The 25,215-nt window shown below is 59.0% G+C and carries 27 protein-coding genes; 9 read left to right on the plus strand and 18 right to left on the minus strand.

The genetic code is table 11. The features are described from left to right. Window positions 1–8 precede the first annotated feature (8 nt). Window positions 9–1,448, minus strand: a complete 1,440-nt coding sequence (locus GO988_RS18455) for an amidohydrolase family protein (RefSeq protein ID WP_157568246.1) — start codon at window positions 1,446–1,448, stop codon at window positions 9–11. A 446-nt stretch (window positions 1,449–1,894) separates the two neighbouring features. On the opposite strand from GO988_RS18455, the gene GO988_RS18460 reads away from it, so the two are divergent. After that, a complete protein-coding gene (locus GO988_RS18460) occupies window positions 1,895–2,998 on the plus strand; it encodes a catalase family protein (RefSeq protein WP_157568248.1) in 1,104 nt (367 codons plus the stop codon). 95 nt (window positions 2,999–3,093) lie between these two features. Here GO988_RS18460 and GO988_RS18465 read toward each other — a convergent pair whose 3' ends face one another. After that, a complete protein-coding gene (locus tag GO988_RS18465; protein WP_157568250.1) occupies window positions 3,094–3,654 on the minus strand; it encodes a GNAT family N-acetyltransferase in 561 nt (186 codons plus the stop codon). A 140-nt stretch (window positions 3,655–3,794) separates the two neighbouring features. On the opposite strand from GO988_RS18465, the gene GO988_RS24485 reads away from it, so the two are divergent. Together GO988_RS24485 and GO988_RS18470 are read left to right on the plus strand one after the other, a co-directional pair. Continuing rightward, a complete protein-coding gene (locus GO988_RS24485; RefSeq protein WP_262885705.1) occupies window positions 3,795–3,917 on the plus strand; it encodes a hypothetical protein in 123 nt (40 codons plus the stop codon). Window positions 3,918–4,094: 177 nt separating this feature from the next. Continuing rightward, window positions 4,095–4,508, plus strand: coding sequence for a hypothetical protein (locus tag GO988_RS18470; RefSeq protein ID WP_157568252.1), 414 nt, complete (start codon window positions 4,095–4,097; stop codon window positions 4,506–4,508). Window positions 4,509–4,513: 5 nt separating this feature from the next. Here the strand turns inward: GO988_RS18470 and GO988_RS18475 are convergent, their stop codons facing one another. The 9 genes from GO988_RS18475 to GO988_RS18515 all read right to left on the minus strand — a co-directional run bounded on the left by GO988_RS18475 (window position 4,514) and on the right by GO988_RS18515 (window position 14,738). Beyond that, window positions 4,514–5,113: a carboxymuconolactone decarboxylase family protein gene (locus GO988_RS18475; protein WP_157568254.1), complete on the minus strand. Its 600-nt coding sequence runs from the start codon at window positions 5,111–5,113 to the stop codon at window positions 4,514–4,516. A 73-nt stretch (window positions 5,114–5,186) separates the two neighbouring features. Beyond that, complete coding sequence (locus GO988_RS18480) at window positions 5,187–5,885, minus strand: hypothetical protein (RefSeq protein ID WP_157568256.1); 699 nt, start codon at window positions 5,883–5,885, stop codon at window positions 5,187–5,189. Between the two features lie 274 nt (window positions 5,886–6,159). Beyond that, window positions 6,160–6,711: a glycosyl-4,4'-diaponeurosporenoate acyltransferase CrtO family protein gene (locus GO988_RS18485; protein WP_157568258.1), complete on the minus strand. Its 552-nt coding sequence runs from the start codon at window positions 6,709–6,711 to the stop codon at window positions 6,160–6,162. 146 nt (window positions 6,712–6,857) lie between these two features. Beyond that, window positions 6,858–8,144 (minus strand): M48 family metallopeptidase, encoded by a 1,287-nt coding sequence (locus GO988_RS18490; protein WP_157568260.1) that lies wholly within the window; start codon window positions 8,142–8,144, stop codon window positions 6,858–6,860. A gap of 309 nt (window positions 8,145–8,453) precedes the next feature. Further along, window positions 8,454–9,191, minus strand: coding sequence for an SDR family oxidoreductase (locus tag GO988_RS18495; RefSeq protein ID WP_157568262.1), 738 nt, complete (start codon window positions 9,189–9,191; stop codon window positions 8,454–8,456). Window positions 9,192–9,268: 77 nt separating this feature from the next. Beyond that, window positions 9,269–10,159: an AraC family transcriptional regulator gene (locus tag GO988_RS18500; protein WP_157568264.1), complete on the minus strand. Its 891-nt coding sequence runs from the start codon at window positions 10,157–10,159 to the stop codon at window positions 9,269–9,271. 687 nt (window positions 10,160–10,846) lie between these two features. Next, on the minus strand, window positions 10,847–11,707 hold the full coding sequence (locus GO988_RS18505; protein ID WP_157568266.1) for a DUF2806 domain-containing protein: 861 nt from the start codon (window positions 11,705–11,707) through the stop codon (window positions 10,847–10,849). A gap of 206 nt (window positions 11,708–11,913) precedes the next feature. Then, complete coding sequence (locus GO988_RS18510; protein ID WP_157568269.1) at window positions 11,914–14,289, minus strand: ribonucleoside-diphosphate reductase subunit alpha; 2,376 nt, start codon at window positions 14,287–14,289, stop codon at window positions 11,914–11,916. A 221-nt stretch (window positions 14,290–14,510) separates the two neighbouring features. Further along, window positions 14,511–14,738 (minus strand): hypothetical protein, encoded by a 228-nt coding sequence (locus tag GO988_RS18515; protein WP_157568271.1) that lies wholly within the window; start codon window positions 14,736–14,738, stop codon window positions 14,511–14,513. Window positions 14,739–14,825: 87 nt separating this feature from the next. On the opposite strand from GO988_RS18515, the gene GO988_RS18520 reads away from it, so the two are divergent. Further along, window positions 14,826–15,296, plus strand: a complete 471-nt coding sequence (locus GO988_RS18520; protein WP_157568273.1) for a nuclear transport factor 2 family protein — start codon at window positions 14,826–14,828, stop codon at window positions 15,294–15,296. Between the two features lie 70 nt (window positions 15,297–15,366). Here GO988_RS18520 and GO988_RS18525 read toward each other — a convergent pair whose 3' ends face one another. After that, complete coding sequence (locus GO988_RS18525) at window positions 15,367–16,326, minus strand: ribonucleoside-diphosphate reductase small subunit (RefSeq protein ID WP_157568276.1); 960 nt, start codon at window positions 16,324–16,326, stop codon at window positions 15,367–15,369. A 443-nt stretch (window positions 16,327–16,769) separates the two neighbouring features. Between GO988_RS18525 and rplU the strand changes: the two genes are divergently transcribed. Next, the gene (rplU, locus tag GO988_RS18530; RefSeq protein ID WP_157568278.1) at window positions 16,770–17,075 is read left to right on the plus strand and encodes a 50S ribosomal protein L21; all 306 of its coding nucleotides are present in this window, start codon (window positions 16,770–16,772) and stop codon (window positions 17,073–17,075) included. 114 nt (window positions 17,076–17,189) lie between these two features. Further along, on the plus strand, window positions 17,190–17,462 hold the full coding sequence (gene rpmA / locus GO988_RS18535; protein WP_157568280.1) for a 50S ribosomal protein L27: 273 nt from the start codon (window positions 17,190–17,192) through the stop codon (window positions 17,460–17,462). 114 nt (window positions 17,463–17,576) lie between these two features. On the opposite strand, the gene GO988_RS18540 is transcribed toward rpmA, so the two are convergent. From GO988_RS18540 to hemW, 4 genes are all read right to left on the minus strand, one after another. Beyond that, a complete protein-coding gene (locus tag GO988_RS18540; protein ID WP_157568282.1) occupies window positions 17,577–18,257 on the minus strand; it encodes a hypothetical protein in 681 nt (226 codons plus the stop codon). 81 nt (window positions 18,258–18,338) lie between these two features. Continuing rightward, entirely contained in the window at window positions 18,339–18,998 is a 660-nt protein-coding gene (locus tag GO988_RS18545; protein WP_157568284.1) for an alpha/beta fold hydrolase, read from the minus strand. 66 nt (window positions 18,999–19,064) lie between these two features. Next, entirely contained in the window at window positions 19,065–19,574 is a 510-nt protein-coding gene (locus GO988_RS18550; RefSeq protein ID WP_157568286.1) for a hypothetical protein, read from the minus strand. Further along, entirely contained in the window at window positions 19,543–20,700 is a 1,158-nt protein-coding gene (gene hemW, locus GO988_RS18555) for a radical SAM family heme chaperone HemW (protein WP_157568289.1), read from the minus strand. The genes GO988_RS18550 and hemW overlap by 32 nt, the downstream gene beginning before the upstream one ends. 141 nt (window positions 20,701–20,841) lie before the next feature. On the opposite strand from hemW, the gene GO988_RS18560 reads away from it, so the two are divergent. After that, entirely contained in the window at window positions 20,842–22,743 is a 1,902-nt protein-coding gene (locus tag GO988_RS18560; RefSeq protein WP_157568291.1) for a BamA/TamA family outer membrane protein, read from the plus strand. 256 nt (window positions 22,744–22,999) lie between these two features. Beyond that, window positions 23,000–23,386, plus strand: a complete 387-nt coding sequence (locus tag GO988_RS18565; RefSeq protein ID WP_157568293.1) for an Hsp20/alpha crystallin family protein — start codon at window positions 23,000–23,002, stop codon at window positions 23,384–23,386. A gap of 170 nt (window positions 23,387–23,556) precedes the next feature. Here GO988_RS18565 and GO988_RS18570 read toward each other — a convergent pair whose 3' ends face one another. Beyond that, window positions 23,557–23,880, minus strand: a complete 324-nt coding sequence (locus GO988_RS18570) for a hypothetical protein (protein ID WP_157568296.1) — start codon at window positions 23,878–23,880, stop codon at window positions 23,557–23,559. 10 nt (window positions 23,881–23,890) lie between these two features. Further along, window positions 23,891–24,151, minus strand: a complete 261-nt coding sequence (locus tag GO988_RS18575; protein WP_157568298.1) for a VF530 family protein — start codon at window positions 24,149–24,151, stop codon at window positions 23,891–23,893. A 111-nt stretch (window positions 24,152–24,262) separates the two neighbouring features. On the opposite strand from GO988_RS18575, the gene GO988_RS18580 reads away from it, so the two are divergent. After that, window positions 24,263–25,210: a glycoside hydrolase family 25 protein gene (locus GO988_RS18580; protein WP_157568300.1), complete on the plus strand. Its 948-nt coding sequence runs from the start codon at window positions 24,263–24,265 to the stop codon at window positions 25,208–25,210. Window positions 25,211–25,215 lie beyond the last annotated feature (5 nt).

Below are 25,215 nucleotides of genomic sequence, written 5' to 3' on the forward strand. Positions count from 1 at the left end.
AGGGGCTGCTACCGGTTTTTAATGGCTTGCAGCAGCTTACCCAGCTCGGGCGCTTGGTACACGCGGCCGCGCGACACTACGGCCGCTATTTTCTTCACGTTGGCGATGTTGGCTAGCGGGTTGGCCGCCAGCAGCAGTAGGTCGGCCTCTTTGCCCACGGCAATGCTGCCCGTGCGGGCCGCTACCCCCATAAATTCGGCTCCGCTGAGCGTGGCTGCCCGCAGCGCCTGGGCGGGCGTGAGGCCAGCTTGCACCAGCAGCACCAATTCGTCTTGCAGCGAAGCACCGGGGTAAACGAAAGAATTAAAGGGCCCGCTATCGGAGCCAGCCAAGATGGTCACGCCGGCGGCCTGCATTTGCGGCACGAGGCTGCTGAATTTGGTTTCCAACTTCTTGGTGAACGCGCGCCCAGTTGCCGATTGCTGCCGGGCGCTGGCCAGCCGCCGCGTGTAGGTGGCCCGAATGCGGGGGTCGATGTAGGCCAGCAGCGTATCGTGGGCGTGGTCGTTATCGGGCAGTTCGGCCAGCGTTCGGCCAATGGCGAGCGTGGGCACGGCGGCCGTGTGGTGGCTGGCCATCAGCCGAAAGATGCGCTGAGCAGCGGCTGGGCTGTACGTATCGTACACGGCAGGCAGCATTGCAAACAGCCCCAGCGGCTTGGGCGTAGTCAGGCTTTGGCGCACCAGCGCCGTGAGGCTGTCTTCCTTGCCCGAGCAGGCTTTGAATACATAATAGAGGTGCTCGGTGGCGTCAAGGCCGCGGTTTACGGCCTCGCCCAGCGTCACGGAGTAGGGCATGTGGCCGGTGGTTTTCATACCCCGTTTCTCGGCCTGCGCAATGGTATTGAGGTAGGCCTCGCCCGATATTTTACTGTCGTAAATCTTCACGTAGTCTACCCGCAGCTTTTGCAATGAGTCGAGTGCCTTGCTGATTTGAGCGGGCGTTTCGACTTCGAGCGAACCAGGCCAGTAGGCGCCGGGCCCGTCAATCTTGGGCCCCGAGGTGAAGATGCGCGGCCCGGCCAGCGTACCCGCTTCTTCCTCGCGCCGCCACTGAAAAATGCGCGGCGTGAGGTCGCCGCCGCAGTCGCGCACCGTCGTGATGCCGTGGGCCAGGTAAAGCGTCAGGTTCTTTTTATTGGCCGCCGCCAGGCTGTCGCCGCCCCGGAAGTGCACGTGCATGTCCCACAGGCCCGGCACAAGGTAGCGGCCGCGGCCATCGAGGCGCTGCTTGGCCGCGTAGGTGGCCTGGCCGGCTGGCCCTACCCGCACGAGTTTGCCCGCCTGCACGGCCACCATTTGGTCGGGCCGCAGCTGGCCGGTGGCCACATCCACCACATTTACATGGCTGATAACCAAGTCGTACGTAACCGGTGGGGTAGGGCGGTGGGCGAAGCTGGCTAGCAGCGCGGCCGCGGGCAGGCCCAGGAGCAGGTGGGTAAGTTTCATAGGGCAAAAGCTAGAGCAAGCGGGAGCTGGCAAAGGTAGCCGGGCAGGCCGGCCAGCAAAACGCACCCGCTCCCCTACCCCCTGCCGCTAGCCGAAGAGGTAGCGCTGGGAGCGTGCGAGGTAGGCGGCGCGTCTAGCACTTTCAGTGCAGTGGGTAAATGTCACTCTCCCCGGCAGTACTAAGGCCAGCAATTGGGGCGGCGTCGAGCCGCACTGCACAAAAAGTAGCTTCAGCCAACTGTCTTTTCCGCGAACAAACTCGCTAGCGGCTGAGACCAAGGGCTAGGCACCCTTGAGGCGCTGATTCAGTGGTGATAATTAGCGGCTCACGAGTGAGGTTGGGGGTAGGCGCCGAGCGGGCACACTAAGGAAGCCTGTGTGGCCGCCTAACTCTTCGGGGCAGGCCGCCGTACCGGAGGCATTTTTTTACTCCCGACAGCTTATTCATGTCCCCTACCCCCCTCTCCTACGTGCGCTACGCCGATGGCGTCGAAGAAATTCAGCCCAACGAAGACCAGCTCACCGACGAAACCGTGGCTTCGATGGCCCGGCTCAACCGCTTCATGTTTGAGAAGCACCGCCACGCCATCCGCGATGCGCACGCCAAAAGCCACGGCGTACTGCGCGGCGAGCTGCACATTTACCCCAATTTGCCGGCGCACTTGGCCCAGGGCGCATTCCGCGAAGCGAAGGTTTATCCGGTTATTATCCGGCTGTCGTCGGCGCCGGGCGCCATTGGTTCCGACAAGCAATCGACCAATAAAGGCATGGCTGTGAAGCTCATCGGCGTCGAGGGCAAGAAATTTCTGGCTGATAAGGTCGATGAAATCACCCAGGACTTCTTGATGGTGAACGACACCATCATCCCGACGGGCGACATCAAGAGCTACCACGATATGCAGCTCAAGCTCGAAAAGTTTGCGCACACGCCCGAAGGGTTTCAGCAGGCCATATCGACGGTGGCCCGCGTGGCGTCGAAGGCGCTCACGGCCGTGGGCCTCGAACCCGATATCAACCCCATTGGCCCCGGCGACCCCAACCACCACCTGCTAGGCGAAACCTACCACACGCTGGGCGCCATCCGCTACGGCGATTACGTGGCCAAAATAAGCGCCGCGCCGCTTTCGGAGAATGTGAAAGCGCTTACGGGCCAAACTATTGATGTGCAAGACGATGGCACCTGGCGCGACTTGGTAGTGGATTTTTTCCGCACCCAGGGCGCCGAGTACGAGCTGCGCGCCCAGCTCAGCACCGACCTTAACACCATGCCCGTAGAGGACGCCTCGGTGGAGTGGCCCGCCGACCAAAGCCCGTACCAACCGCTTGGTAAAATCGTGATTCCGGCGCAGGAAGCGTACAGCCCGGCTCGCCGCGTCTTTGCGGATGATGTGCTGTCTTTCAACCCCTTCCACTGCCTGCCCGAGCACCGGCCGTTGGGCAGCATCAACCGCGCCCGCATCAAGGCCTACGAGTCGTCGGCGGCCTACCGCCACCACATGAACGCCCAGCCGCGCATCGAACCGCGCGACATTAGTGAGCTGCCTGACTAACCTACGAGCTATTTTTCAGCAGCTTGTTAACAAGAAAGCCGCGGCGCAGGGCGCCGCGGCTTTCTTGTATAAGTACTCAATAAACCGAGTGGTCCTTAATCGTTTAATGCGGTATCGGCGGCTGGCTCCACGGCCCGCTCGAAGCGCAGCCGGCTATTAATATCGAGGCCCACCGAGGCAAATCCGTTGTGCAGCAGCACTTGCTGGGCGGCCAGGTTATCGACCTCGGTGTGGGCCACCAGCAGGCGCACCATGCCTGTGGCGGCGGCTTGCTGCACCAGCCCGGCCACCAGCTCGGTACCCAGGCCCTGCCCGCGCCACTCGGCCGCCAGCGAGTAGGTAAGCTCGGCCAGGCCGGCGGCATCGGGTGGGCCCTGGAAGCCGCCTACCCCCACCAAAGTGCGCGGAGTATCGTCGGTGGCTTTGCGTAGGGCGTACCAGCCGTACCAGCCAGCGGCGGTGCGCCCGCCGGCCGTTAGCTGCTCGAGGTCGTACTGCATGGCGGTGAGGTCGTAGTTGCCAGGGGGCCAGTCGGTGGGAATGGCCGCCCCGAGCAGCGTCGGAAAATACTGGGGCTTGTGCAGCTCGGCCGTGAGCAGCGCCCGGCTGGCTGCCAGAATAGTGAGGCGGGGAGTTTGGGTGATGAGCGGAATCATAGGGCCTATATACGACAGCCGCCGGGCCGCGGCACATTTTTTTGGTTTGGGCACGGCGGCGGGCCGCCCCTACCCCCTGCCTCAACGCCGAGGTGGGCGGGGCCGTATAGCTGGGCTCCACCTCTCCAATTCCCTCCCCCATGGCTACGACCGTCAAAACTCCCAGTCACACCGACCCGGAAACCAAGAAGAAAGAAAAAGACAACGAAACCGACACCCGCGATAAGCCCGACGGCAAGAAGAAAACGACGCAAAAAAAGTAGGCTTGTGCTTATTTTCTTGCGCCCGGCCCTTACCAGGCCGGGCTTTTTTTTGCCCGTAAGGCGCTGGGTTGCTCACCCTTTATTTTTTGCTTGAAGCCTGCTTCTGGCTAGTAGCCCTACCCCGCTTATTGGACTGCCTGCCGGCGAGTAGTACCTTCGCTGGCCATGAATGCTAGCATGCCTGCCGTTCTATTTACTAACCCGGCCGGGCAACTTTCAGCAGACCCCGCCGGCTTTTTGCGCGCTACCTGGGGTAGCCAGCCACGTAGCAGCCAGGATGTCAAGGCGTTGTTTGAACAGATATTGCTACAGCTGCAACGCCAGCAGTGGAGCCGCATCTTGGTTAGCCAAATAGGCATGCAGCCCTTCACCCCCGCCGACCAGCAGTGGATAGCCCACGACTGGCTGCCGCGCGCCGTGCAGGGTGGCTACCGGCACGGCGCCGTGGTGGTATCGGCCGATGTGTTGGTGCGCTTGGCTACGGCCTACATCACGACGCACGTGCAGGGCCTACCCCTCACTTACCGCTCATTTGACAACCCGGCCGATGCCGTGCGCTGGCTCGAGCGGCAGCCCAAATCGGCGGGGTAGCCAGCCTACTTGGCGGCCGGCGCGGGCACGGCAAACGTGTTGAGCAGCCCGCTGATAGTCATGTACTGGCCCGCCAGGCAAATCATATCGACCACGCCTTTTTCGCCAAACGTGACGACGGCCTGCTCGTAGAGTTCCGCGTCAATTTGGTGGGTAGTGGTGAGGCGGTGAGTGAAGTCGTAGGCCTCGCTTTCTTCCCGGGCTAAGCTGGCCGGTTTTTGCCCGGCCACCAGCGCCTGAATGGTAGCTTCGTCGAAGCCCGCCTGGCGGCCCACGGCCGCGTGTGCATATAGCTCATAGTCGGCCTGCCACACGGCGCCCACGGTCAAAATCACGACTTGGCGCACCTTCTCGCTCAGCGAAGTATGCTTGCCCTCGGCGGCGGTTACCTCCATCAGGGCCTTGCTGATGAGCGGGCTGCGCAGCATGGCATTGAACGGGCCAATGAGGCGGTCATCAAAGGTATCGGCCTGGAAACCGGACTTCTTGGCCCAGGGCACCATCGTGTCTTGCAGCTGCGAGTAAAGCTTTTTCTGGTCCGAAGTGAGGTCGTCGGGCGCGAGTAATTGCAGCCGTCCCCCGAGGTTATCTTCAAAAGTTGCCATGAAAGTATCGTGCTAAGTAGCGCCACCAGCGAGCGCCGCTAGCCATACGTACAAGCCGCCCACCACGGTTACCCTACCCCCCACTGGCAAGTACACCGGTGGGCCCGGCGCCGATTGGTGCGCCCAGCCCTCGGGGCAGCGGCAGGCTGGTGCGGTAGGCGGGCAGCTTGGCCTCGGCTTCGCGGAGGTGTTCGCTGCGCACGTCGAGGATGGTCTGAAACGCCTGGTACGCTTGCTCGGCTTTGGGAGGAGCACCCGCGTTGCTAGCGACAATGATGTGCGCCACCTGCGCACCAAGCTGGTTGAAAAGCCGATACTTTCTATCCCTGAAGCCATAATCCAGGGATTGCCCGTCGCGAATGCCTTGGCGCAACACCTGAAAAGACTGCCGGAACAGCCCCAGCGTGAGCAGTTGGCTGGCCTTGAGCGTGCGGTCGGTAGCTAGTTTGAGCAGCACGGCTTCTACCCGCCCCTCGGCGCTGCTGGCCCGGGCCAGTAGCTCCCAGGCAATTGCGGGCGGTGCCTGCGGTAGGGTCGGCGGCACCGGAAGCTGCGTATCCGTCTTTGGTACGCAAACTTTCCAGAGGCGCCAGATTTCCTTAAACTCGCCGAATAGCTGCTGAAACTGCATGGCCAGGGCGAGGTCTATTTCCCTGGCTTTTTTCTGGAGCTCCCACTTGCCCAGCAATAAGTAGCCGCCCGCCCACGTGCTAAACAGCAACAGGAGGGAAGAAACCAGCTTCACGGCTTCCTCTCCAACAGTTTTTCCCAAAACAAAAGCGTCTCCTGGCATTGACTGGTTGATGAAAGATGGAAGAAAAACCTTAGGCATTTCGTTGCTCCCCCTGGCCGAGCCGTTCTCTCAGGAGCACCTAACTATCCGTCTACTAAGGTACTAGGCAGACAAAGTAGCGCCACCGCGCTAGGCGCAGCCACTGCTACTTTGCCTCGTGTAGCACTCCCTAACCCGACCGCTACCAAGCTGGCTGCTGTGCAGAGAATGAGGTCGCGCGAATGGCCCTACCCCCTACCCCTGCCCGCAGCGCTCAGGGCTGCCCCGGCCGCAGGCGCACCCGTAGGTACTGTTGCAGCCAAATGGGGTAGAGGTTGTAGCCCGCATTCAGGAGCAGGAGCAGCGCCGCCCACCCGATGTGCGCGCGAGCCACCGCGTAGCCGTTCACCAACAGAAAAAACACCAGCCCGGCCCAGTGAAACCGCTCCTGCTGGTAGCTTGTGCGCACCAGGCTGGCCAGCGCGGCCCGGCTGGGTAGGTAGCGGTAGCTAGGGTAGCGCCACCGGAGCAGGCCATTGACCAGCGCCCCGTGCTGAGCCAAGCGGCCCACTACCGGCACCCCCAGCCGGCGGTACGCGGCGGGCCCGGCGCTCAGCTGCCCGTACCGATACCACGCCGTGGGCAAGCAACACGCCAGCAAGCTCACGGCCCCGAATCCGTAGAGCCACGGCCGCGCTACCGCCTGGTAGCAATAGATGCAGAGCGGCACAAAGCTCAGCGCCGACCACAGCACATTCGGCACAGCATTGTACCACGCCACCAGGGTGGGGGAAGGCAGGCGGCGCTTGGGTACGGGGGGCATCATGGTAGCGGCGCTGGCTGGTAACCTCAAGCCCAGCGGGTTGCTATGCAAGCTACTCATTCCCTACCCCCTCTCGAAAACACAGCAGCCGCTACCCGTTGCGGCAGCTACTGAGTGTAGGGCCTGATAGGCGCAGCTGCGCGGCGGGCTTACGGGGCAGGTGGGGCTTCTTGCTCGGCTTTCCACTGCATGGCCGAGTGCACGCGGGTGTGGCCGCTGGGGTGGTCGAAGAAAATAATTTCCTCCCACGGTCCCGGGTTTATTTTGCGGTATTCAGACAGCTTCATGGCTATCCGGGCGAAGGCATCGGGCTGGCGGGCCGCATTCAGGCCAAACATATCGGCTTCCTGCTCTTGGGTGCGAATGATGGTATTGAGCACCGGCGTGGCCAGAAAGCTGGCTACCGTTAGCAAGGCTATCAGCAACGGCAGGCCGGCTACGTCGCCCAGGCTCTCGATGCCCCAGCGTGCTCCCTGGCGCGCCACCAGGTAGTGGAATACGCCATCTATTGCCCAAAAACCCAGGCCGATAAGCACTCCAAAAAAGACGAGCATCTTGGGAATGTGATTCAATACGTAGTGGCCCAGCTCGTGGCCTAGCACGGCCTGCACCTCAGCCGGTGTGCAGCGGTTGAGCAGGTTATCGTTCAGAGACACGCGAATGGTGCTACCCAGGCCGCTTACGTTGGCGCTGATGCGCTTGCTTTGCCGGGAGGCATCGAAGAGGTACACGTTGTCGGCCGGCACGCCGTTGGCCCGCGCCATGCGCAGAATACCTTCGCGCACCGGGCCAGCCGGCAACGACGTGTAGTTGTTGAATAACGGGCTGATAAATACCGGCGATATAGCTACGGTAACTACTATGCCCACCACCACTATGCCCGTGGCCCACGCCCACCCGCGCCGCCCCGTGCGCCGCAAGGCGGCATACACGGCCAGCAGCAGCAAGCTGCCAAATACCACTAGCAGGCCCAGGTTTTTCAGCGCATCGCCGAGCCACTCCCCAAACGTTTGGTTCGACAGCCCATATTGGTGCTCGCGCACGTAGTCTTCATACACACTCAGCGGAAAGCTGAGCACCCAGGCCAAGAGCAGATACAGCCCGATATACCCCAGCCGCCGCAGGGTTGGCCGCGGCAGCCGCCCGGCCAGCGCCTGCACTTTTCGCCCCAACCCAAATTGCAAAAACACCGCGGCCACGCCCAGGGCGTACAGCACATTCCACAACTGAAGCCAATAGCCGCCCTCAAAGTAGGCATCCGACTTGGCTTTTTGAGCCGGCGTAAGGGTATTGAGGTAGCGCTGGGTGGCGGCTTCCACATCGAAGGCGGGGCCGGCGTGCGCGGCTACTGTGTCGGCCAGCGGCGCAGCCTGCGCCCTCGGGGCCGCCAAGCTTAGCACTACTATCAATAATAAGAGTTTGTACAGAACTGCCATCGCGTTAGAGTACCTGTGGAGAAAGCCGCACATTTGGCACCTTGCCAAACGCGTTTGCAAGGTATTCAGATTGCGCTACCTGCCAAGCTGGGGGTAGGGCAAGCCCACCTCACGCTGCTACCCCCCCTAACAACACACCAGCCGCTACCGGAGGCGGCAGCGGCTGGTGTGTTGTTAGGGGGGGTAGGCGCTTCAGCTATAGCTTGTTGCTACAGTTCTGCTTTGCAATCGCCGTTTCAGCGGTGAGTAACGGTAGCCGTTCGAGTGCTCCTTCCTTTCACTCGCTCGGTGAAACCAGATTTCTTCTTTCTACCAAGGGCTGATGCCCGTTTCCGGCGCATTATCGTCGCTAAAAAACTGACTGGTAGGACCATCCGGGCCCAGCGTAGCGGCTTTTACCAGGCGGGCGGCGGCATCGGCTACGCTGCCGGGGCCGCTGTGGTGGTTAAAATCGGTGGCGGTGTAGCCGGGGTCTACGGCATTCACTTTGAAGGGCGTATCGCGCAGCTCGTAGGCCAGCATAATCGTGTAGGCATTCAGGGCCGCTTTGGAGGGCTGGTAGGCGGCCCCTTTCACGGGGTAGTACTTCCAGGAGGGGTCGGTGTGCAGCGTCAGCGAGCCCAACCCCGAAGTGACGTTGACAATGCGGGGCTCGGGCGACTGCCGTAGCAGGTCGAGGAAGGCCTGCGTCACCTCAATTACCCCAAACACGTTGGTGTCAAACACCTCCTTGATGGTGCTGAGGCTGGTGCTGGAGGCTGGCTGCTCCATGCCGCCCAAAATGCCGGCGTTGTTGATGAGCACGTCAAGCGCCTTCGTTTTCTGGCCCAGGGTTTCGCGGGCGGCGGCGATGGAAGCGCTATCCGTTACGTCGATGTGGAGGGACTCTACCTGGGAAAAGCCTTCTGCTTTAAGCTGGGCTACGGCTTGCTGGCCGTTGTGTGCGTCGCGGCTGCCCAAGTATACATAATACCCGTGCTGAAGAAGCTGGCGGGCTGCCTCGAAGCCAATGCTTCTGTTGGCGCCGGTAATGAGGACTGTTTTCATGATTGCTGTTGGTCTAATTGATTAACAGCACAAAATTACCGGGCCCTCACAGCGCCGCTGGCACCCATTTTACGGTATTACTGGTACATTTTGCGGATGGTGGCCCGGTACTCGGCCGGGGTCAGGCCGGTTTCGCGCTTGAAGAAGCGATTGAAGTAAGAAGCATCCGAAAACCCCAGGTCAAAGGCCAGTTCCTTAAGCGACTGCGGGGTGTAGAATAGCAGGCGCTTGGCTTCGAGCACCAGCCGCTCGTGCAGGTGCTTGATAGCCGACTTGCCGCTTTGGGCTTTCACTACCTCGCTCAAGTGCCCCGCCGAAATGTGGAGCAGCGCCGCGTAGGCGCTCACCTCGTGCAGCTCGCGAAAATGCTCCTCCACCCTCGCCTGGTAGGTGCGTAGCAGCCGCTGGTCGGCCGACGGCTCGCCACCCGGAAACTGCTCGGTATACAGCCGGCTCAGGTAGGTGAGTAATACCAGCAGGTAGGCGCTCAGCATCTGGTGCTGCCACTCGCCGGGGCGGCGGTGCTCGGCGTCGAGCTTAGCAAGCAGGTCGTCTACCACGGCCTCGTCGGCGGCCGTCAAAAGCAGCTCGTGCCCGTGGTGCGGGTTTTGGATGAGCGGCAGGTTGCGCAACGCCGCGTGCTGCTGCAAGGCTAAAAACTCGCTCGTAAACGTGAGGCGGGTGCCCCAGAAGGGGGTAGGCTCCTCCTTCACCAGCAGCTGGGTCGGGGTCGAAAAGTACAGCGTGTGGTCTTTGCGCACGTAGGGCACCGCATCTACCCAGTGCCGGCCGCGGCCGTGCTTCACAAACACCAGCATGTAGTAGGCCTTGCGGTGCGGCAGCAGCACATCGGCCTCGTAGGGCAGCGCGCCCTCCGAGCGCACGAGGGAGAAGGCGTTGCTCCCAGTTATTTCATCCCGCTCAAACGGATATATCGGCACCGGCTGCCGGCTAGTGAGCATCTGCATAGACCAAACTTACGGCTGGCGAGCAGCGCAGCCTTTCCCTACCCCCCTAAACACGGCAGCCGCTACCGGGGGCGGCAGTGGCCTGGTGAAGTCAAGGATACTACTCTGTCTTTAAGTGGATTCGAAAAGTCCCTCCTACAGAGTCGCCAACAAGCCAAACGTAATAAGTCCCGTCTTTCAACTTGCTCAATTGCAAGACAATTTCTTTTTTTTCATTCGCATCACTGCTTCCGGTTCGCTGAAGTGGCTGATAAGGCCCGGTACGGTTCAAGAACTTACTGTAGTTCTCCTCATCCCAGATAGAAACCGAGTTTCGAAATAAGGGAGGCAATATCAAGTCCAGTTGTTCGCCCTTCTTTCGGCCTATTTCTATCGGAAGGCACGCTTTCCCGTCGTCCAACTCTCTTAAGTACTCGCGCTCTACCCGAACGAGCCGGACTGACCGGTCTTGCGCCCTACTCTCGCCGCGTGAAAGGATTAGCAGAAAAACGATTCCCAGCAGCAGAAACTTCATAAGATATACTATTAGGGAAAGCGCAAATGTGCATCCTTTATCTCTCCCCCGCCGCCACAGAAGAAGCGTAAGGTCCAAAACCAAATCAGCCGCCCCTGGGGCCGTAGCGGCTAAAGAAGCTTAAGTTTCAAAAACACGTCAGCCGCTACCGGGGGCGGCAGCGGCTGGGGAAGCTAGGGTACTATTAAGAAGCTATATTGAGTACGTAACCAATCTAGCATTTTCATTTCGTAAATACCATTTGTTCCTAGATGCAAAACGGACCTTAATTGTTTTCCTGGCTCCGTAAAATTGATAGCAGTTACTCTTCTAGGATTATCGTATAAATCCTCATCTTTAGTGCCATCAACTATTCCCATTTGATAATTCTTACCACCTATACTAAATGGTATTGCATAGAATACTGCGGGTATATCACGCCAAGCATTAAGGTCATGCTGTATTAAACCAGCGTCTTGCAAAGTCGTCAGATGCAAATAAGATAATCCTAATGGAGCTAAAGAATTACTACCTGCGCTTCCAAATGGGTCTGTAATTACAAACGCTAATTTAGTGCTTGATTCCGACAAACTGACATCGCAAAACTTCTGAAATAGTTGAGCAACGTTTTGACTCAATGTAGATAGTATATGTATTGTCTGCGGGCTGTAGCTTCCTGGTTTTCTAATTTCACCAGCAAGAATTTTAGCTAAAAAAAGCTGAACATCTGCATTCGACTTTTGCTCCGCTATACGCGAAAACATTGACAGCCAATCCTCATCTATCTCGGATTCCGAATCTTGTGCTGGTGGGTCATTTTTAAGTTCTTCAACGGCTTTAGCAATTATTTTTTCACGATTAATCTGCTCTTTAAAAAGCTTTTGTCCAAAATGATTAACAGTCCGCTCAACTAATTGCTCATCAGCTTCAAATTTTTGAGCTGCCGCTTCTGCTGCCTTTTTAGTTACAAAGGATAATGCTTGAGCCTCTGTCCTTATTTGCTGAGACTTAGATTCGAGATAGGCAACTGGAACATCTACTGCGCCAGCTACCAAGTCACTTATAGCTTTTCACAAACGTTTCTTAACCGCGGGCGGTAAGTGTATACTATTCACATAACCAGCTAAATCACCAATACCTTCTGGTGTTAGGGCATTGCTTAAGTCCATATACTTAGGTTTAGGATTAAAAAAACAGCCTTCCAATTTTTAAGTTGAAAGGCTGTTTTGATTATTCATAACTTTAAGAAGCTATGGGTCTCTTACGACCCGCAGGCCTCGCAGGCGTCTGGGTTATCGAGCGAGCAGGCCATATCGGCTTGGTTCTGGGCGTACATGGGCTCCAGGGTTTCGGCGGCTTGCTTTTCCACCGTGAACTTGATGGCGTCGGCGGCGGCTTTTGTGCGCAGGTAGTACATGCCGGTTTTGAGGCCGCGCTTCCAGGAGTGGAAGTGCATGCTGGTGAGCTTGCCAAAGTTGGGGTTCTGCACGTGCAGGTTCAGGCTCTGGCTCTGGCAGATGTAGGCGCCCCGGTCGGCGGCCATGTCGATGATGGTGCGCTGCGAAATCTCCCACACCGTCTTGTACAGGTCCTTGATGTGCTGCGGCACGCGGGCAATGCCCTGCACCGAGCCATTGGCTGCGATGATTTCCTGCTTCATCTGCTCGTTCCAGAGGCCCAGCTTCACTAGGTCTTTCAGTAGGTGCTTGTTCACCACCATAAACTCGCCGCTGAGCACGCGCCGCACGTAAATGTTGCTGGTGTAGGGCTCAAACGACTCGTTGTTGCCGAGCACCTGGGCGGTGCTGGCGGTGGGCATGGGCGCCACCAGTAGCGAGTTGCGCACGCCGTGCTCCACTACCTGGGCACGCAGCGTTTCCCAGTCCCAGCGGCCCGACTGCGGCGTTACGCCCCAGAGGTCAAACTGGAATTTGCCCTGGCTGAGCGGCGAGCCGGGGAAGGTTTCGTACGCACCGTCCTTGATGGCGAGGTCCTTCGAGGCCGTCATGGCAGCGAAGTAAATCGTCTCGAAAATGTCGGTGTTCAGGCCCTTGGCTTCGTCGCTCTCGAAGGGCATGCGCAGCGCAATAAACGTGTCGGCCAAGCCCTGCACGCCCAGCCCGATGGGGCGGTGGCGGAAGTTGGAGCGCTCGGTTTCGGGCACGGGGTAGTAGTTTACGTCAATCACCTTGTTCAGATTCAGCGTGGCCTGGTAGGTTACCTCGTACAGCTTGTGGTGGTCGAAGGTCACGTTGCCCTGGGCATCTTCCACCAAGTAGCGGGGTAGGGCCAGCGAGGCGAGGTTGCACACGGCAATCTCGTCCTTGTCGGTGTACTCCATAATCTCGGTGCAGAGGTTGCTGCTCTTGATGGTGCCGAGGTTCTGCTGGTTGCTCTTGCCGTTGGCGGCGTCCTTGAAGAGCATGTAGGGCGTACCCGTCTCCGTCTGGCTTTCCAGGATGTGGAACCACAGCTCCTGCGCCTTGATGGTCTTGCGGCCGCGGCCTTCGCGCTCGTACTTGGTGTAGAGCTTCTCAAATTCGGGGCCCCACGAATCGCTCAGGCCGGGGCACTCGTGCGGGCACATCAGCGTCCAGTCGCCGTTTTCCTCCACGCGCTTCATAAACAAGTCGGGCGTCCAGAGGGCATAGAACAAATCACGGGCGCGCATTTCTTCCTTGCCGTGGTTCTTCTTCATGTCCAAGAACTCGAAAATGTCGGCATGCCAAGGCTCCAGGTAAATAGCGAACGCACCCTTGCGCTTGCCGCCACCCTGGTCCACGTAGCGAGCCGTATCGTTGAAGACCTTCAGCATGGGCACCAGGCCGTTGGAGTTGCCGTTGGTGCCCTTGATATAGGAGCCCGTAGCGCGCACGTTGTGCACGGCCAAGCCAATGCCACCGGCCGACTGCGAAATCAGGGCGCAGTCCTTCAAGGTGTCGTAAATGCCCTCAATCGAGTCGTCCTTCATCGTGAGCAGGAAGCACGACGACATCTGCGGCTTAGGCGTGCCGGCGTTGAACAAGGTGGGGGTAGCGTGGGTAAACCAGCGCTCCGACATCAGATTATAGGTCTTGATGGCCGAGTCGATGTCCTCCTTGTGAATGCCCACCGCCACGCGCATAATCATGTGCTGCGGACGTTCTACTACCTTGCCATCGAGGCGCAGCAAGTAGCTACGCTCTAGGGTCTTAAAGCCAAAAAAGTCGTAGTTATAATCCCGGTCATAAATAATAGCCGAGTCCAGGGTGTGCGCGTGCTTGTGAATCACTTCCCACACGTCCTTGGCGATGAGCGAAGCGTTATCGCCATTCTTGGGGTCCTCGTAGGTGTAGAGGCGCTTCATGGTGCTCGAAAACGACTTCGAGGTCACCTTGTGCAGGTTGCTCACCGCGATACGCGCCGCCAGGATAGCATAGTCGGGGTGGCGTGTGGTGAGCGAGGCCGCCGTCTCGGCCGCCAGGTTGTCCAACTCCACGGTCGTCACGCCGTCGTAGATGCCGTCGATGACCTTCTTCGCCACTTCAATCGGCGAGACGAAGTTTTGATTAAGCCCGTAGCAGAGCTTCTCGATGCGAGCGGTTACTTTGTCAAATTTGACCGACTCGCGGCGGCCATCGCGTTTGATTACGAGCATATTATGTTGGGTGCTATGGTGGGCAATAACTACTAATCTGGCTAGCTTCGAGTATGAAGCCGCGGTGCTTTAAAGCCGGAAATTAGTTCCCATGTTTGGGGTTGGCAAAGGAAAACTTTAGAATTTTTCCACATAGCCTGAAAATGAGGCTGCCCAGCCGTTTTTCAAGAAATGGACTGGGCAGCCAAGGCACGCGCTAAGTTTTTATTGGTTATATACAGCTAGCCCCTACCCCTGCTCTGGCGGCTGGCCCACCACAAGCTGGCGCTTGCCAGCACTGCGCCCACGGCCAGCGCCGCTAGCGTCACGGGCGGCCCAAACACCTGGCACGAACACGAGCTAAAGACGGGCTTGCCCGCCACCACAATACGGCGGCGGCAAAACGCGCAGGGCGAAAGCGCGGGGTCAACCTGGCCGGGCAGCGGCCATTGTTCGGTGGCAGAAAACATGGGGGAATGCTAAGCGGCAAAACCATCAGTGGCAGCCGTTGGTAGATACTGCATTCCGCAAAAGGTCAACTCCCTACCCCTGCTCTTATGGCCGACGCCCGCCCGCCCCTACCCCCCTTCACCTTTGCAACCGCCACCCAAAAGGCGCGCCTAGCCGAAGACGCCTGGAACTCGCGCGACCCTGCCCGCGTGGCCCTGGCCTACACCGAAGCCAGCCAGTGGCGCAACCGCAGCGAGTTTTTCAGCGGTCGCGCGGCCATCGAGGCTTTTTTAGCGCGCAAGTGGCAGCGTGAGCACGCGTATCGCCTTATCAAGGAGCTATGGGGCTTCCACGAAAACCGCATCGCCGTGCGCTTCCAGTACGAGTTCCACGACGAGGTGGGCCAGTGGTTTCGGGCTTACGGCAACGAGCAGTGGGAATTCGATGCCCTCGGCCTCATGCAGCGCCGCGAAGCCAGCATCAACGACGTGGCCATTGCGGAGGCCGAACGCAAGTTTCACTGGCCGCTAGGCGCCCGGCCCGCCGACCATCCGGGGCTAACCGAGTTAGGAATGTGACTACTAAACGAAAAGCCTGGACTTCCAAGGTGGAAGTCCGGGCTTTTCGTTTATCTGAGCTAGTGTATCCTTAAAAATCCTCGTCGAGCGAGAACGCGTGGCTCTTACCCTCGTTCATCACGCCAGCCTTCTGGTACTCGGCTACGCGCTTCTCAAAGAAATTGGTTTTGCCCTGCACCGAAATCATTTCCATGAAGTCGAAGGGGTTGCTGGAATTATAAATCTTGCCGCAGCCGAGTGACACGAGCAAGCGGTCGGCCACAAACTCAATGTACTGGCTCATCGTCTTGGCATTCATGCCGATGAGGCTCACGGGTAGCGCCTCCGTCACAAACTCCTGCTCAATCGTCACCGCATCGCGGATGATGGCTTGCACGCGCGCCTCGGGCAGCTTGTTGTTGAGGTAGCTGTAGAGCAGGCAGGCGAAGTCACAGTGCAGGCCTTCGTCGCGCGAAATCAGTTCGTTGGAGAACGTGAGGCCCGGCATTAGGCCGCGCTTCTTGAGCCAGAAAATTGAGCAGAAGGAGCCCGAGAAAAAGATGCCTTCTACGGCGGCGAAGGCGATGAGGCGCTCGGCGAAGTTCTCGGAGTTAATCCACGTGAGCGCCCACTGGCCTTTGCGCTGCACGGCGGGCACGGTTTCGAGGGCATTGAAGAGGTAATCCTTCTCTTTGGGGTCTTTGATGTAGGTGTCAATCAGCAGCGAATACGTCTCGCTGTGAATGTTTTCCATCATAATCTGGAAGCCGTAGAAGCAGCGCGCCTCGGGCATCTGCACCTCCTGCATGAAGTTGATAGCCAAGTTCTCGTTCACGATGCCATCGGAGGCTGCGAAGAAGGCCAGCACGTGCTTGATGAAGTGGCGCTCGTTGTCGTTCAGGCCGTTCCAGTCTTTCTGGTCCTGCGAGAGGTCGATTTCCTCGGCCGTCCAGAACGAGGCTTCTGCCTTTTTGTAGAACTCCCACACTTCGGGGTTCTGGATGGGAAAAAGCACGAACCGGTTAGGATTTTCGGCGAGTAAAGGCTCCATAAGCTGGCAGGTTTAAGAGATGCTCGATGATAGGCAATAGTTGAGGCTAACCCAGGCTGGCGACGAGATGTTCAACCGGCAAAGAGCCCATTTATTCAAAGATAGAGCAAGCAACCTGCCGGGGCAATGTTACGTTTTTCTTCTCCCCTGGGCCGGTAAAGTCTAGGACTGCTGTGAGTACTGCATGAAGCAAAGCCAGCAAAACAGCCGATTTTTAACGACTTATCCACAATCTAGCTGTGGATAAAGGCAGTTTTCCACAGTTGAAGCGTTGGGGTAGCCAGCACTTTAGGATTCAACCAGTTACTAAAAAGTCAAAAAATTACCACCGCTTAGCCGTTTTAGAACGGCGAGCAAATGATGATTAACTACTTAGGTTTGGAATTGCCAAAAAGTCGCCGTACTTTTGCGTTCCCTTTTGAGAAACCTCCAGCGGAAATAAAATGTACGCCATTGTTAATATCGCCGGCCAACAGACTAAGGTTGAGGCTAATAAATTTGTTTACGCCCAACGTCTGGCCGGCAACGTCGGTGACTCGGTAGAGTTGGGCAACGCCCTACTGACCGACGACAACGGCACTCTCAGCATCGGTACTCCCGAGCTGAACGTTGCGGTAAAAGGCACCATCATGGCTCACGTACAAGGTGACAAAGTGTTGGTGTTCAAGAAGAAGCGCCGCAAGGGCTACAAAAAGATGAACGGCCATCGCCAGCAGTTCACTAAAGTAATGATTAACAGCATCGGCTAGTTTTGAGGGCTGTTAGCTAGTGGCTTTTAGCTGTTAGCTTTCGCCTATTAGCTAGCTAATCTATCTTTTCAAAAAGCTACTAGCTAACCGCTTTTAGCTAACAGCTCAAAAACCATGGCACACAAAAAAGGCGTCGGCTCGTCAAACAACGGCCGTGAATCGCATAGCAAGCGCCTCGGCGTGAAAATCTTCGGTGGTCAGTCGCTTATCGCTGGCAACATCATCGTGCGTCAGCGCGGTACGAAGCACCACCCCGGCACCAACGTCGGCATCGGCAAAGACCACACGCTGTTTGCGTTGGTTGATGGCACGGTACAGTTCCGCAAGGGCCGCGACGAGCGTTCGTTCGTATCGGTAGTACCCGTTGCAGCTGAGGCTGCTGCCTAGTTTACCGGCTTTCGTAGCTAATGAAGGGCTGCTCCTAACGGGGCAGCCCTTTTGGTATTATAGCTTGCAAAGCGGATAAAGAGCTTGCCCCACTCAGGCCCTGCCCAGTTTCAATTAACGAGAAACGAGATACACCCGGATATTGACTTGCGCTCCAGCATTCCAATGCGTGGTGCCGCTAATGCGCTCGAAGTTATAGTAGTGCACCGGGGCGAGTAGGCCTACCCCCGCATTTAGGTCATAGAGCACGTGGGGGAGCAGCCGGTTTTGGATGCCCCACAGGGCGTACATCGCCGGCGTGAGGGAAGCTGGCATCGTACGCTGACGCCGCCCTACCCCTCCAGTAGTGGTGAGTTGCTGCCAATCGGCGCCGCCATCCAAGGCTAAGTATTTACCAAACTCAGGGCTGGGAGTGCGCGAGCCGGTGGTTTTAGGCTGGCCATAATAATAGCGGAGCCCTAGATTAATTGCTGCTCCGGACAGCGCACTTTGCTGCCTGACTCGACGGCGGCCGGTAGCTTGGCTAGCCGTTAGCAAGTCGGCCTCTGCTTGCCCATACAGGCTAAGCCGCGGCGCCACCCGGTACTCGGCACCCAGCGATAGGGGCAGCAAGAACTGCCAGGCTTGGCTGTCGTGTGCGTAGTGCAGATGCGTCAGGCGCAGGCCCACCTTCAGCAGTAGGGGCGCAGTAGTGCGAAGCGAATCGGGGGGTAGGGCAGGCAGGGGCACGGTGCTGGGCGAGCCCACCAGGGCAGTGCTCACCAAGGCCTGCTTTAAGAAGTAGAATAGCGCCATCGACCAATAACTTACAGCTGAAAATTACCACTAAGCTACTGCCGGTACGCCCTAAAATGAATAGCTGCGCTAGCTATTTACTTAATATTTTTTAGTTGTTATCTCCCCATGTGCCAGTGAGTTGAGTATTTGGCTAACTTGCGCGGCGTGACTGACGATGAGAAAATGCCCCGCGCCTGGTAATCGGTACTCGATGAGGGCGCCGCCGGCGGGCAGCAGCCGGTCGTGGGTGCCGTGCAGCCGGGTGGCGGTCGGTACACCATGGCTATGCCAATGCAGCAGCTGCGCAGTAGCCCAACGGGCAAAAGTGGGGTCGGTATCACGCAATATTTGGCAGAGTAGGCGGCACTCGCCCCCGCCTTTGGCCCCGAAAAACCATTGCGCCAGCCGGGGCAAACGTGCCAGCAACCTAAATGGCACCAGCCGGTAGATACCCGTAGCGCGAGCCAGCCGCAGCAATGGCGGCAATTCACTAGCCGCCTGCAAGCTGGAAATGAGCACGATGCGTGCCAACGGCCGCAGCCGCCCAATTTCGAGTGCCAACAAGCCGCCGAAGGATACGCCCACTAGCCAGCACGGTTGGCCGGGCAGTATGGCCTCTGCTAGCCGGGCAGCGTAGTGAGCCAGCGGTTCGGTAGATGACTGCGGGGCTAGCCAACTAAGTACTTGCACTGGGCCCCCGAGCCGTAAGCGCCGAAATACGCGTTCATCAGCCCCCAGGCCCGGAATGAGGTACCACATTTTTACTGATTAATGATTAATTAACAAGGCTTTATCTGATAATCAAGCAGTAACCAGCCCTTCAATTCAAGAGCTTAGCCGGGCAAAAATCCCTTCTAGATAGAAAATATTGTGCGGCTGCGGGTCATCTACTTCGTCGGCATCGGCGGGGTAGGTGACGGCAAGCTTGAGGGCCACGCCAGGCAGCGCAATGGGTGGAGACTCTTCGCTAGTGTATTCGAGCAGGCAGGGATATTCTTCGGCCGAGGCAAGGGCGTCGGCTACTTGCTCGGCTAGTAGTTCGGCACGGTCGCCGGCCACGCGCAGCAGGGTATCGAGGTCGTGGAAGGGTAGGCCGAGGTGAAAAAAATACTCATCATCGTCGCGGAAGGTTGTCGCCCAGATGGTTACATCATCGGTATTGTCGAAGACAATGGCCGTGAGGTGGACGTGCTCCACGAAGAAATCGGCGGTATCGGCAAGGGCGTCGCTCAGTAGTTTCACGGGCCGCAGGGGGTAAAGCGTCACTAAATAGGCAAGGCTGCCGGCGGGCAGCAGGCGCAAGCTACGCGCCAGCCGCCGCTGGTGCCGCCGCAAATAGCTCCAAGGTAATGTGGTCGGCCAGCAATTTGCCGGCATCGGTCAAGCGCAGCACATCCTCATCCAGCGTTGCCATACCTTGGGCAACCAGGCTGGCTATATACTCAGCTCGCTCGAATAAGATATTGAGGCCCAGCGCATCGCGCAGGTACGCCAGGTCGCAGCCGCGGCTGGTGCGCAGGGTCGTAAGTAGGTATTCGTTGGCTTGGTCGAGGGGGGTAAGGAGCTCGACGGTAGCCGGCACCCTCCCCTCTTCCAGCACGGCGGCCACGTACTGCGGATTGTTGGCCACGGCGTATTCACGGCTGCGGCCATTGAAAGAGTGGGCGCTTGGGCCCAGCCCCAGGTAGGGCACGCCGCGCCAGTAGTTGGCGTTGTGGCGGCTTTCGCGGCCGGGGCGGCAGAAGTTGCTGATTTCGTACTGCTCGTAGCCGTGAGTGCGCAGCTGAGCCAGCAGCATTTCAAATTGCTGGGCCACAAACTCTTCGGGTGGCACTACGAAGGTGCCTTTTTTGAGGCGACGGCCGAATGCAGTATCGGGCTCGATGGTAAGCGCATAGGCCGACACGTGCGGCACATTCAATTCGAATAAGCGAGCTAAATCCTCTTGCCAGATGTCGTGGCTGGCGGCGGGCACACCGTAAATCAAATCGACCGAGATATTCTCGAAGCCCGCCGCCTGCGCCTGCTGCACGGCCGCCCACGATTCGGGGGCCGAGTGGGCGCGGTTCATCAGCCGCAAGTGGGGCTCGTGGAAACTTTGCAGGCCGATGCTGAGGCGGTTGATGGGCGAAGCCGCGAGCACGGCCAGCTTGGTGGGGGTCAGGTCGTCGGGGTTGGCTTCGAGGGTAATTTCCGCCTGTGGTGAGACGTAGAAGTTGGCCCGGATAGCGTCAAAAATGCGGTTCAACTCCTCCGCCGTGAGGAGCGAAGGCGTGCCGCCACCGAAGTAAATCGTTTCGAGCGGCGCATCCGGGTCGGGCAAGTAAGCGCGGCGCAGGGCCATTTCCTTCACTAAAGCCTCCACAAATTGCCCTTTCAGGCCCATCGACGTGCTAAAGTGAAAGTCGCAATAATGACAGGCTTGCTTGCAAAACGGAATGTGGAGGTAAAGACCAGGCATGAATAACTACGCTAGTACCAGGCGCATACGCGGGCAGTGGCGGGCGTTCGCCGGGTCCGTCGTATTTTCGGTACACATTTCAGATGGGCAAAAAACAGCTAAGTCGAAATTAAAAATCCCATTTTGCGTTTCCCAACCCGAATGTACGTCCGCTTACTCGCCTTGTGGGGTTGCTGGCTGGCACTGAGTGGGGGCGCTGGGCCAGCCCAGGCCCAAACCTCCGAAGCTGGGCCGGGGGTAGTGGTGCCCACCGCACCCACCTTGGCCTCGCCCCCACTGCCGCCAGCCCCTACCCCCCCCGTAGCTACTGCGGCCGGCGCGCCGCGCCGGCTGGGGCACCCGCGGGTACTCCGCATTGAGGCCGAGGCTGCTGGGCAGACGCTGGTGCGCAAGCTGCACCCGCGGGCTACGGTGCCCGACTCACTCACGGCCTTGCGCACGGTGCGCGAGTTGGTGCTGGCTTTACAGGCTGATGCTTACCTACTTGCGTCGGCTGACTATGTGCACTGGAGCCGCGACACCGTGCGGGTGCGCCTCTACGTGGGCGAGCAGTTTCGCTGGGCCTACCTGCACAATGGCAACCTTGGCGACGGTATTCTGACGCGTGCGGGCTACCGCGAGAAGTTTTTTCGGCGCACGCCCTGGCGGCCCGCCGACTGGGTAGCCTTGCAGGAGCGCGTGCTCACGGAGGCTGAAAGCCAAGGCTACCCCTTCGCCACTATCGGCCTCGACTCGGTGCGCCTGGACGGCCACGCTATTGCGGGCCGCGTGGTGCTGAAGCGGGGCCGGGTCGTCACGTTTGACTCGCTGCAAATCATTGGCTCCAGCAGAACTAAGAAACGCTTCCTAACCAAGTACTTGCAAATTTTTCCGGGGGCGCCTTATAGCCAGCAGCGGGTGCTAGCGGCATCGGCGCTGCTGCGGCAGCTGCCCTACGTGCGGCTGCGAGCCGAGCCCGAGGTACGCTTTGCCAGGGGTAGGGCACGGGTGTATTTGCTGCTCGACGAGCGGCCTTCTAACCAGTTCGACGCCATTGTGGGGGTGCTGCCCAAGACGGATGGCACCACCGGCGTGCAGTTTACGGGCGACGTGACCATTGCCCTGCGCAACCTGCGCGGCGGCGGCAAGCAGGTGGGCTTGCAGTGGCGCAAAGTCGATGCGGCTTCGCAGGTATTGGATGCTAATTACTTGCACCCCAACTTCTTCGGCACGCCGCTTGAAGTGGCGGGCACGTTCAATTTGTATAAGCAGACGGGTGATTTTTTGACCATTAAGCCGCGCGTGCAGGTTACCTACCCCACGGCGCGGGCCGGGCGGCTCACGTTTTTTGCCGAGCAGCGCAGCTCGCGTCTGCTGCTAGATAGCCTAGCGTACGTGGCGGTGAACAACCAAAATGTGCTGCCGACCTACGTCGATTCGGAAACCAGTTCCTATGGCTTGGCCTACGCCCGTACCAACCTCGACGACTTATACTTTCCGCACCGCGGCCTCTTCTTGAGCGCGCAAGGGGGGGTAGGCACCAAAACCGTGCGCCGCAATGCCAGCATCAACGAGACGCTGTATAATGGGCTGGCGCTGCGCTCGACGCAGTACAGCTTTGGGGGGCGCGCCGAGCGCTACTGGGCGCTGGGCCGCCAAAGCGTGGTGCTGGCCCGGCTGCGGGGCGAGGGCTTGTTCAACCAGCAGTTTTTCCTCAATGACTTGTTTCGGCTGGGCGGCCTCAACTCGCTGCGGGGCTTTGTCGAAAACCAGTTCTATACCAACGCTTACGGGGTAGGCACGCTCGAATTCCGGCAGTTTACCGGGCCCGAAGGGTACGTATTCATCTTTGCCGACCAAGCTGTGTTGCGTGCCTACCAAAGCGACTTAACCGGCGGCAGTTCTATCGACCAGCCCACCGGCCTAGGCGCCGGCCTGAGCTTTCGCACGGCGGCCGGACTGTTTCAGTTTGTGTACTCGGTAGGGCGCTCGGAGTTTCTTAACCAGGGCGGTTTTTCGCTAGGAAACTCTAAAATTCACTTCGGCCTGACGAGCCGCTTTTAGAAGCAGACTTCCGGGATAGCGTAGTTGCTAACAGAAATCTAAAGGTCGGCGAGCGCCGCACGATGGGCTTTAGCGTGCCCCTTTTCAGCAACTTTCTGCCACTTCGGCGGACTTTCGGCCAGGCTGTCACTTCAGCTTATTGCCCATTACCTAAAAACAGCCATAACGGCTGAATACCAGAGGGGTTAACGCTAATTAAAACCTGGTACGAGGTTTGATTTAAGTAGCCCGAAGCCGCTTAAAAAGGCCCCTCCTTATGAAATTTATCAGCCGCGAATTTATCCGTTCTATTGCTCCTCAGCTCGATTTGCTTAACACTATCGGCGGGGGCGTAGCCCAGCCTAAACTGCACGTGAACGAGCGTCCCCAAGGCGTGGTACTGCACGTGGCAATGCCCAGCGTGGCGGCCGAAAGCTTTCACGTAGTGCTCAAGGATAGCCGCCTCACCGTGTATGGCGAGTACCGCCACGAGCCGGAAGCCCAGCTGGCGGCCCCGCTTTTTGTGCAAACCATGGACCTGCCCCGCAACCTCGACCTAACTAGCATCAACGCTAGCCACGAGAATGGCGAGCTGCGCGTAGCTATTCCTTTTAAAGACCCGGCCAGCCGGGAGCGTGAGATTGACATTCAGCCGGGCAGCTAAGCTGCTCAGCTCGTTGATACGGCCGGGACCGACCGGCCACTTTCCTACCCCCGATAACGCCGGGACCGACCGGCACCCTTTTGGTTATCACCCTCTTGAAGGCCACTGCGATGAGCAGTGGCTTTGTTATGTACGGGCAAAATTGGGCTGGTGGCTGCTTGCAGCCAGCCTTAATAGAACAGGGGAATTAATAGGAAGAATCCCGTTAGCAGGCTGAGGTAGAACCAGCCCATAATTTGGCCGCGGTAGCGACGCGGCAAGCGATTGCTGAGCACCAGCACCGCCGTGATAACCAACGCGATGTGCAGCACCAGAAACGCCGTGGTTTTGACCCAGTTGCTGACAATCGTATTCTCGGCCTGGTACTGGTTGGCTTCGCCTAGGCCCGAGGTAAGGTAGCTCAGCCCGTAAAAAGCCAGCGTTTCGAACGCCACAAACGCCAGCAAACCGACCAGTAAGGCCAGCGGTCCCGATTTTTCGCGCAGCTCAGCCATTACTTATTCGTTAAGGAAGGGGCCGGCCCAGTACTTGCGCCGTGCGCAGGCGCACGTACAGGTCTTCGACCTTGGCGCGTGCCCAGTCAGTGCGCCGCAAAAAAGTGAGGCTGGATTTTACGCTCGGATTCACGGCAAAGCAGTTGAGCCGCAGGCGCTCATCGAGGCCGGCAAAGCCATAGTGCGCCACCAAGTAGTCGAGGATAGTGGCCAGCGTCACGCCGTGCAGCTCCCGAATGAGGTGGCCAGATTCGTCGCGGGCGTCGGGCATAAGAGTAGGGGTAGGGTGGAACCCGAAAGGAGCAATGCGGTTTAGAAGGTGCAAGCTAGCATACGCTGGGCGGCCCGCCGTGCGTTAATTTTGGGCTGCCCCACTTTGCCGATGTCTCCTACCCCCCTACCCCCTCCTGCGGCGCCCGTTCGGCCCCCGGCTCCGCGCCGCCCCTGGCGGCAGTGGGTGCTGGCGGGGCTGCTGCTGAGCTTACTGGGTGGGGGAGCCTACTACCTGCGCCACCAGCGCCAGGCCAACCGCTACGTGCGCCGGGCCTGGGCCACGTTCCGGTTGGGCTCGCTCACGGGCCGCGAAAAAACCCCTTTGCTGGCTGGCTATTCCGTGCATGGCATCGACGTATCGGCCTACCAGGGCCGCATCGATTGGGCCGAGGTAGCGCGCCACCGGGTGCGGTTTGCGTTTATTAAAGCGAGCGAAGGCATCACGCTGCGCGACCCGCGCTTTGCCCGCAACTGGCGGGGCGCCCGCGCCGCCGGCATTCTGAGTGGGGCGTACCACTACTTTCAGCCCAACCGCGATGGCGGCGAGCAGGCGGCGCTGTTCATCTCGACAGTGCCGCTGCGTTCCGGCGACTTGCCGCCCGTGCTCGATGTAGAGGCGCCTAAGTTTCACGACGTGGCCGAGCTGCGCCGCGAGGTGCGCCAGTGGCTCGAGCAGGTAGAAGCGCACTACCAGGTACGGCCCATTCTGTATTCGAATTACGCATTTTACCGTCATTACTTGGCGGGGCATTTCGACGACTATCCGCTCTGGCTGGCCCACTACGAAGTAGACCGCCCCGCCCTACCCGCTGAGCGCTGGATTATCTGGCAGCATTCCGACGAAGCCTATGTGCCCGGTATCCGCGGCACCGTCGATTTCAACGTTTTTCAGGGCAATTATGCTGCCTTGCAAGCCCTACGTTTCACGCCTGTTCCGGCTCCCACGCCGCCGCCCACCCCGCGGCGCAGCGAGCCCGCCGCTCCGCCTACCCCCCAAAAAACTGTCCGGCCGCGCAGCTCTCGTAAGCTGCACGGCCGGACGGTTAGACTAGCCTAACGGCC

This window comes from Hymenobacter ginkgonis (assembly GCF_009755225.1).
Classification (GTDB): Bacteria; Bacteroidota; Bacteroidia; order Cytophagales; family Hymenobacteraceae; genus Hymenobacter; species Hymenobacter ginkgonis.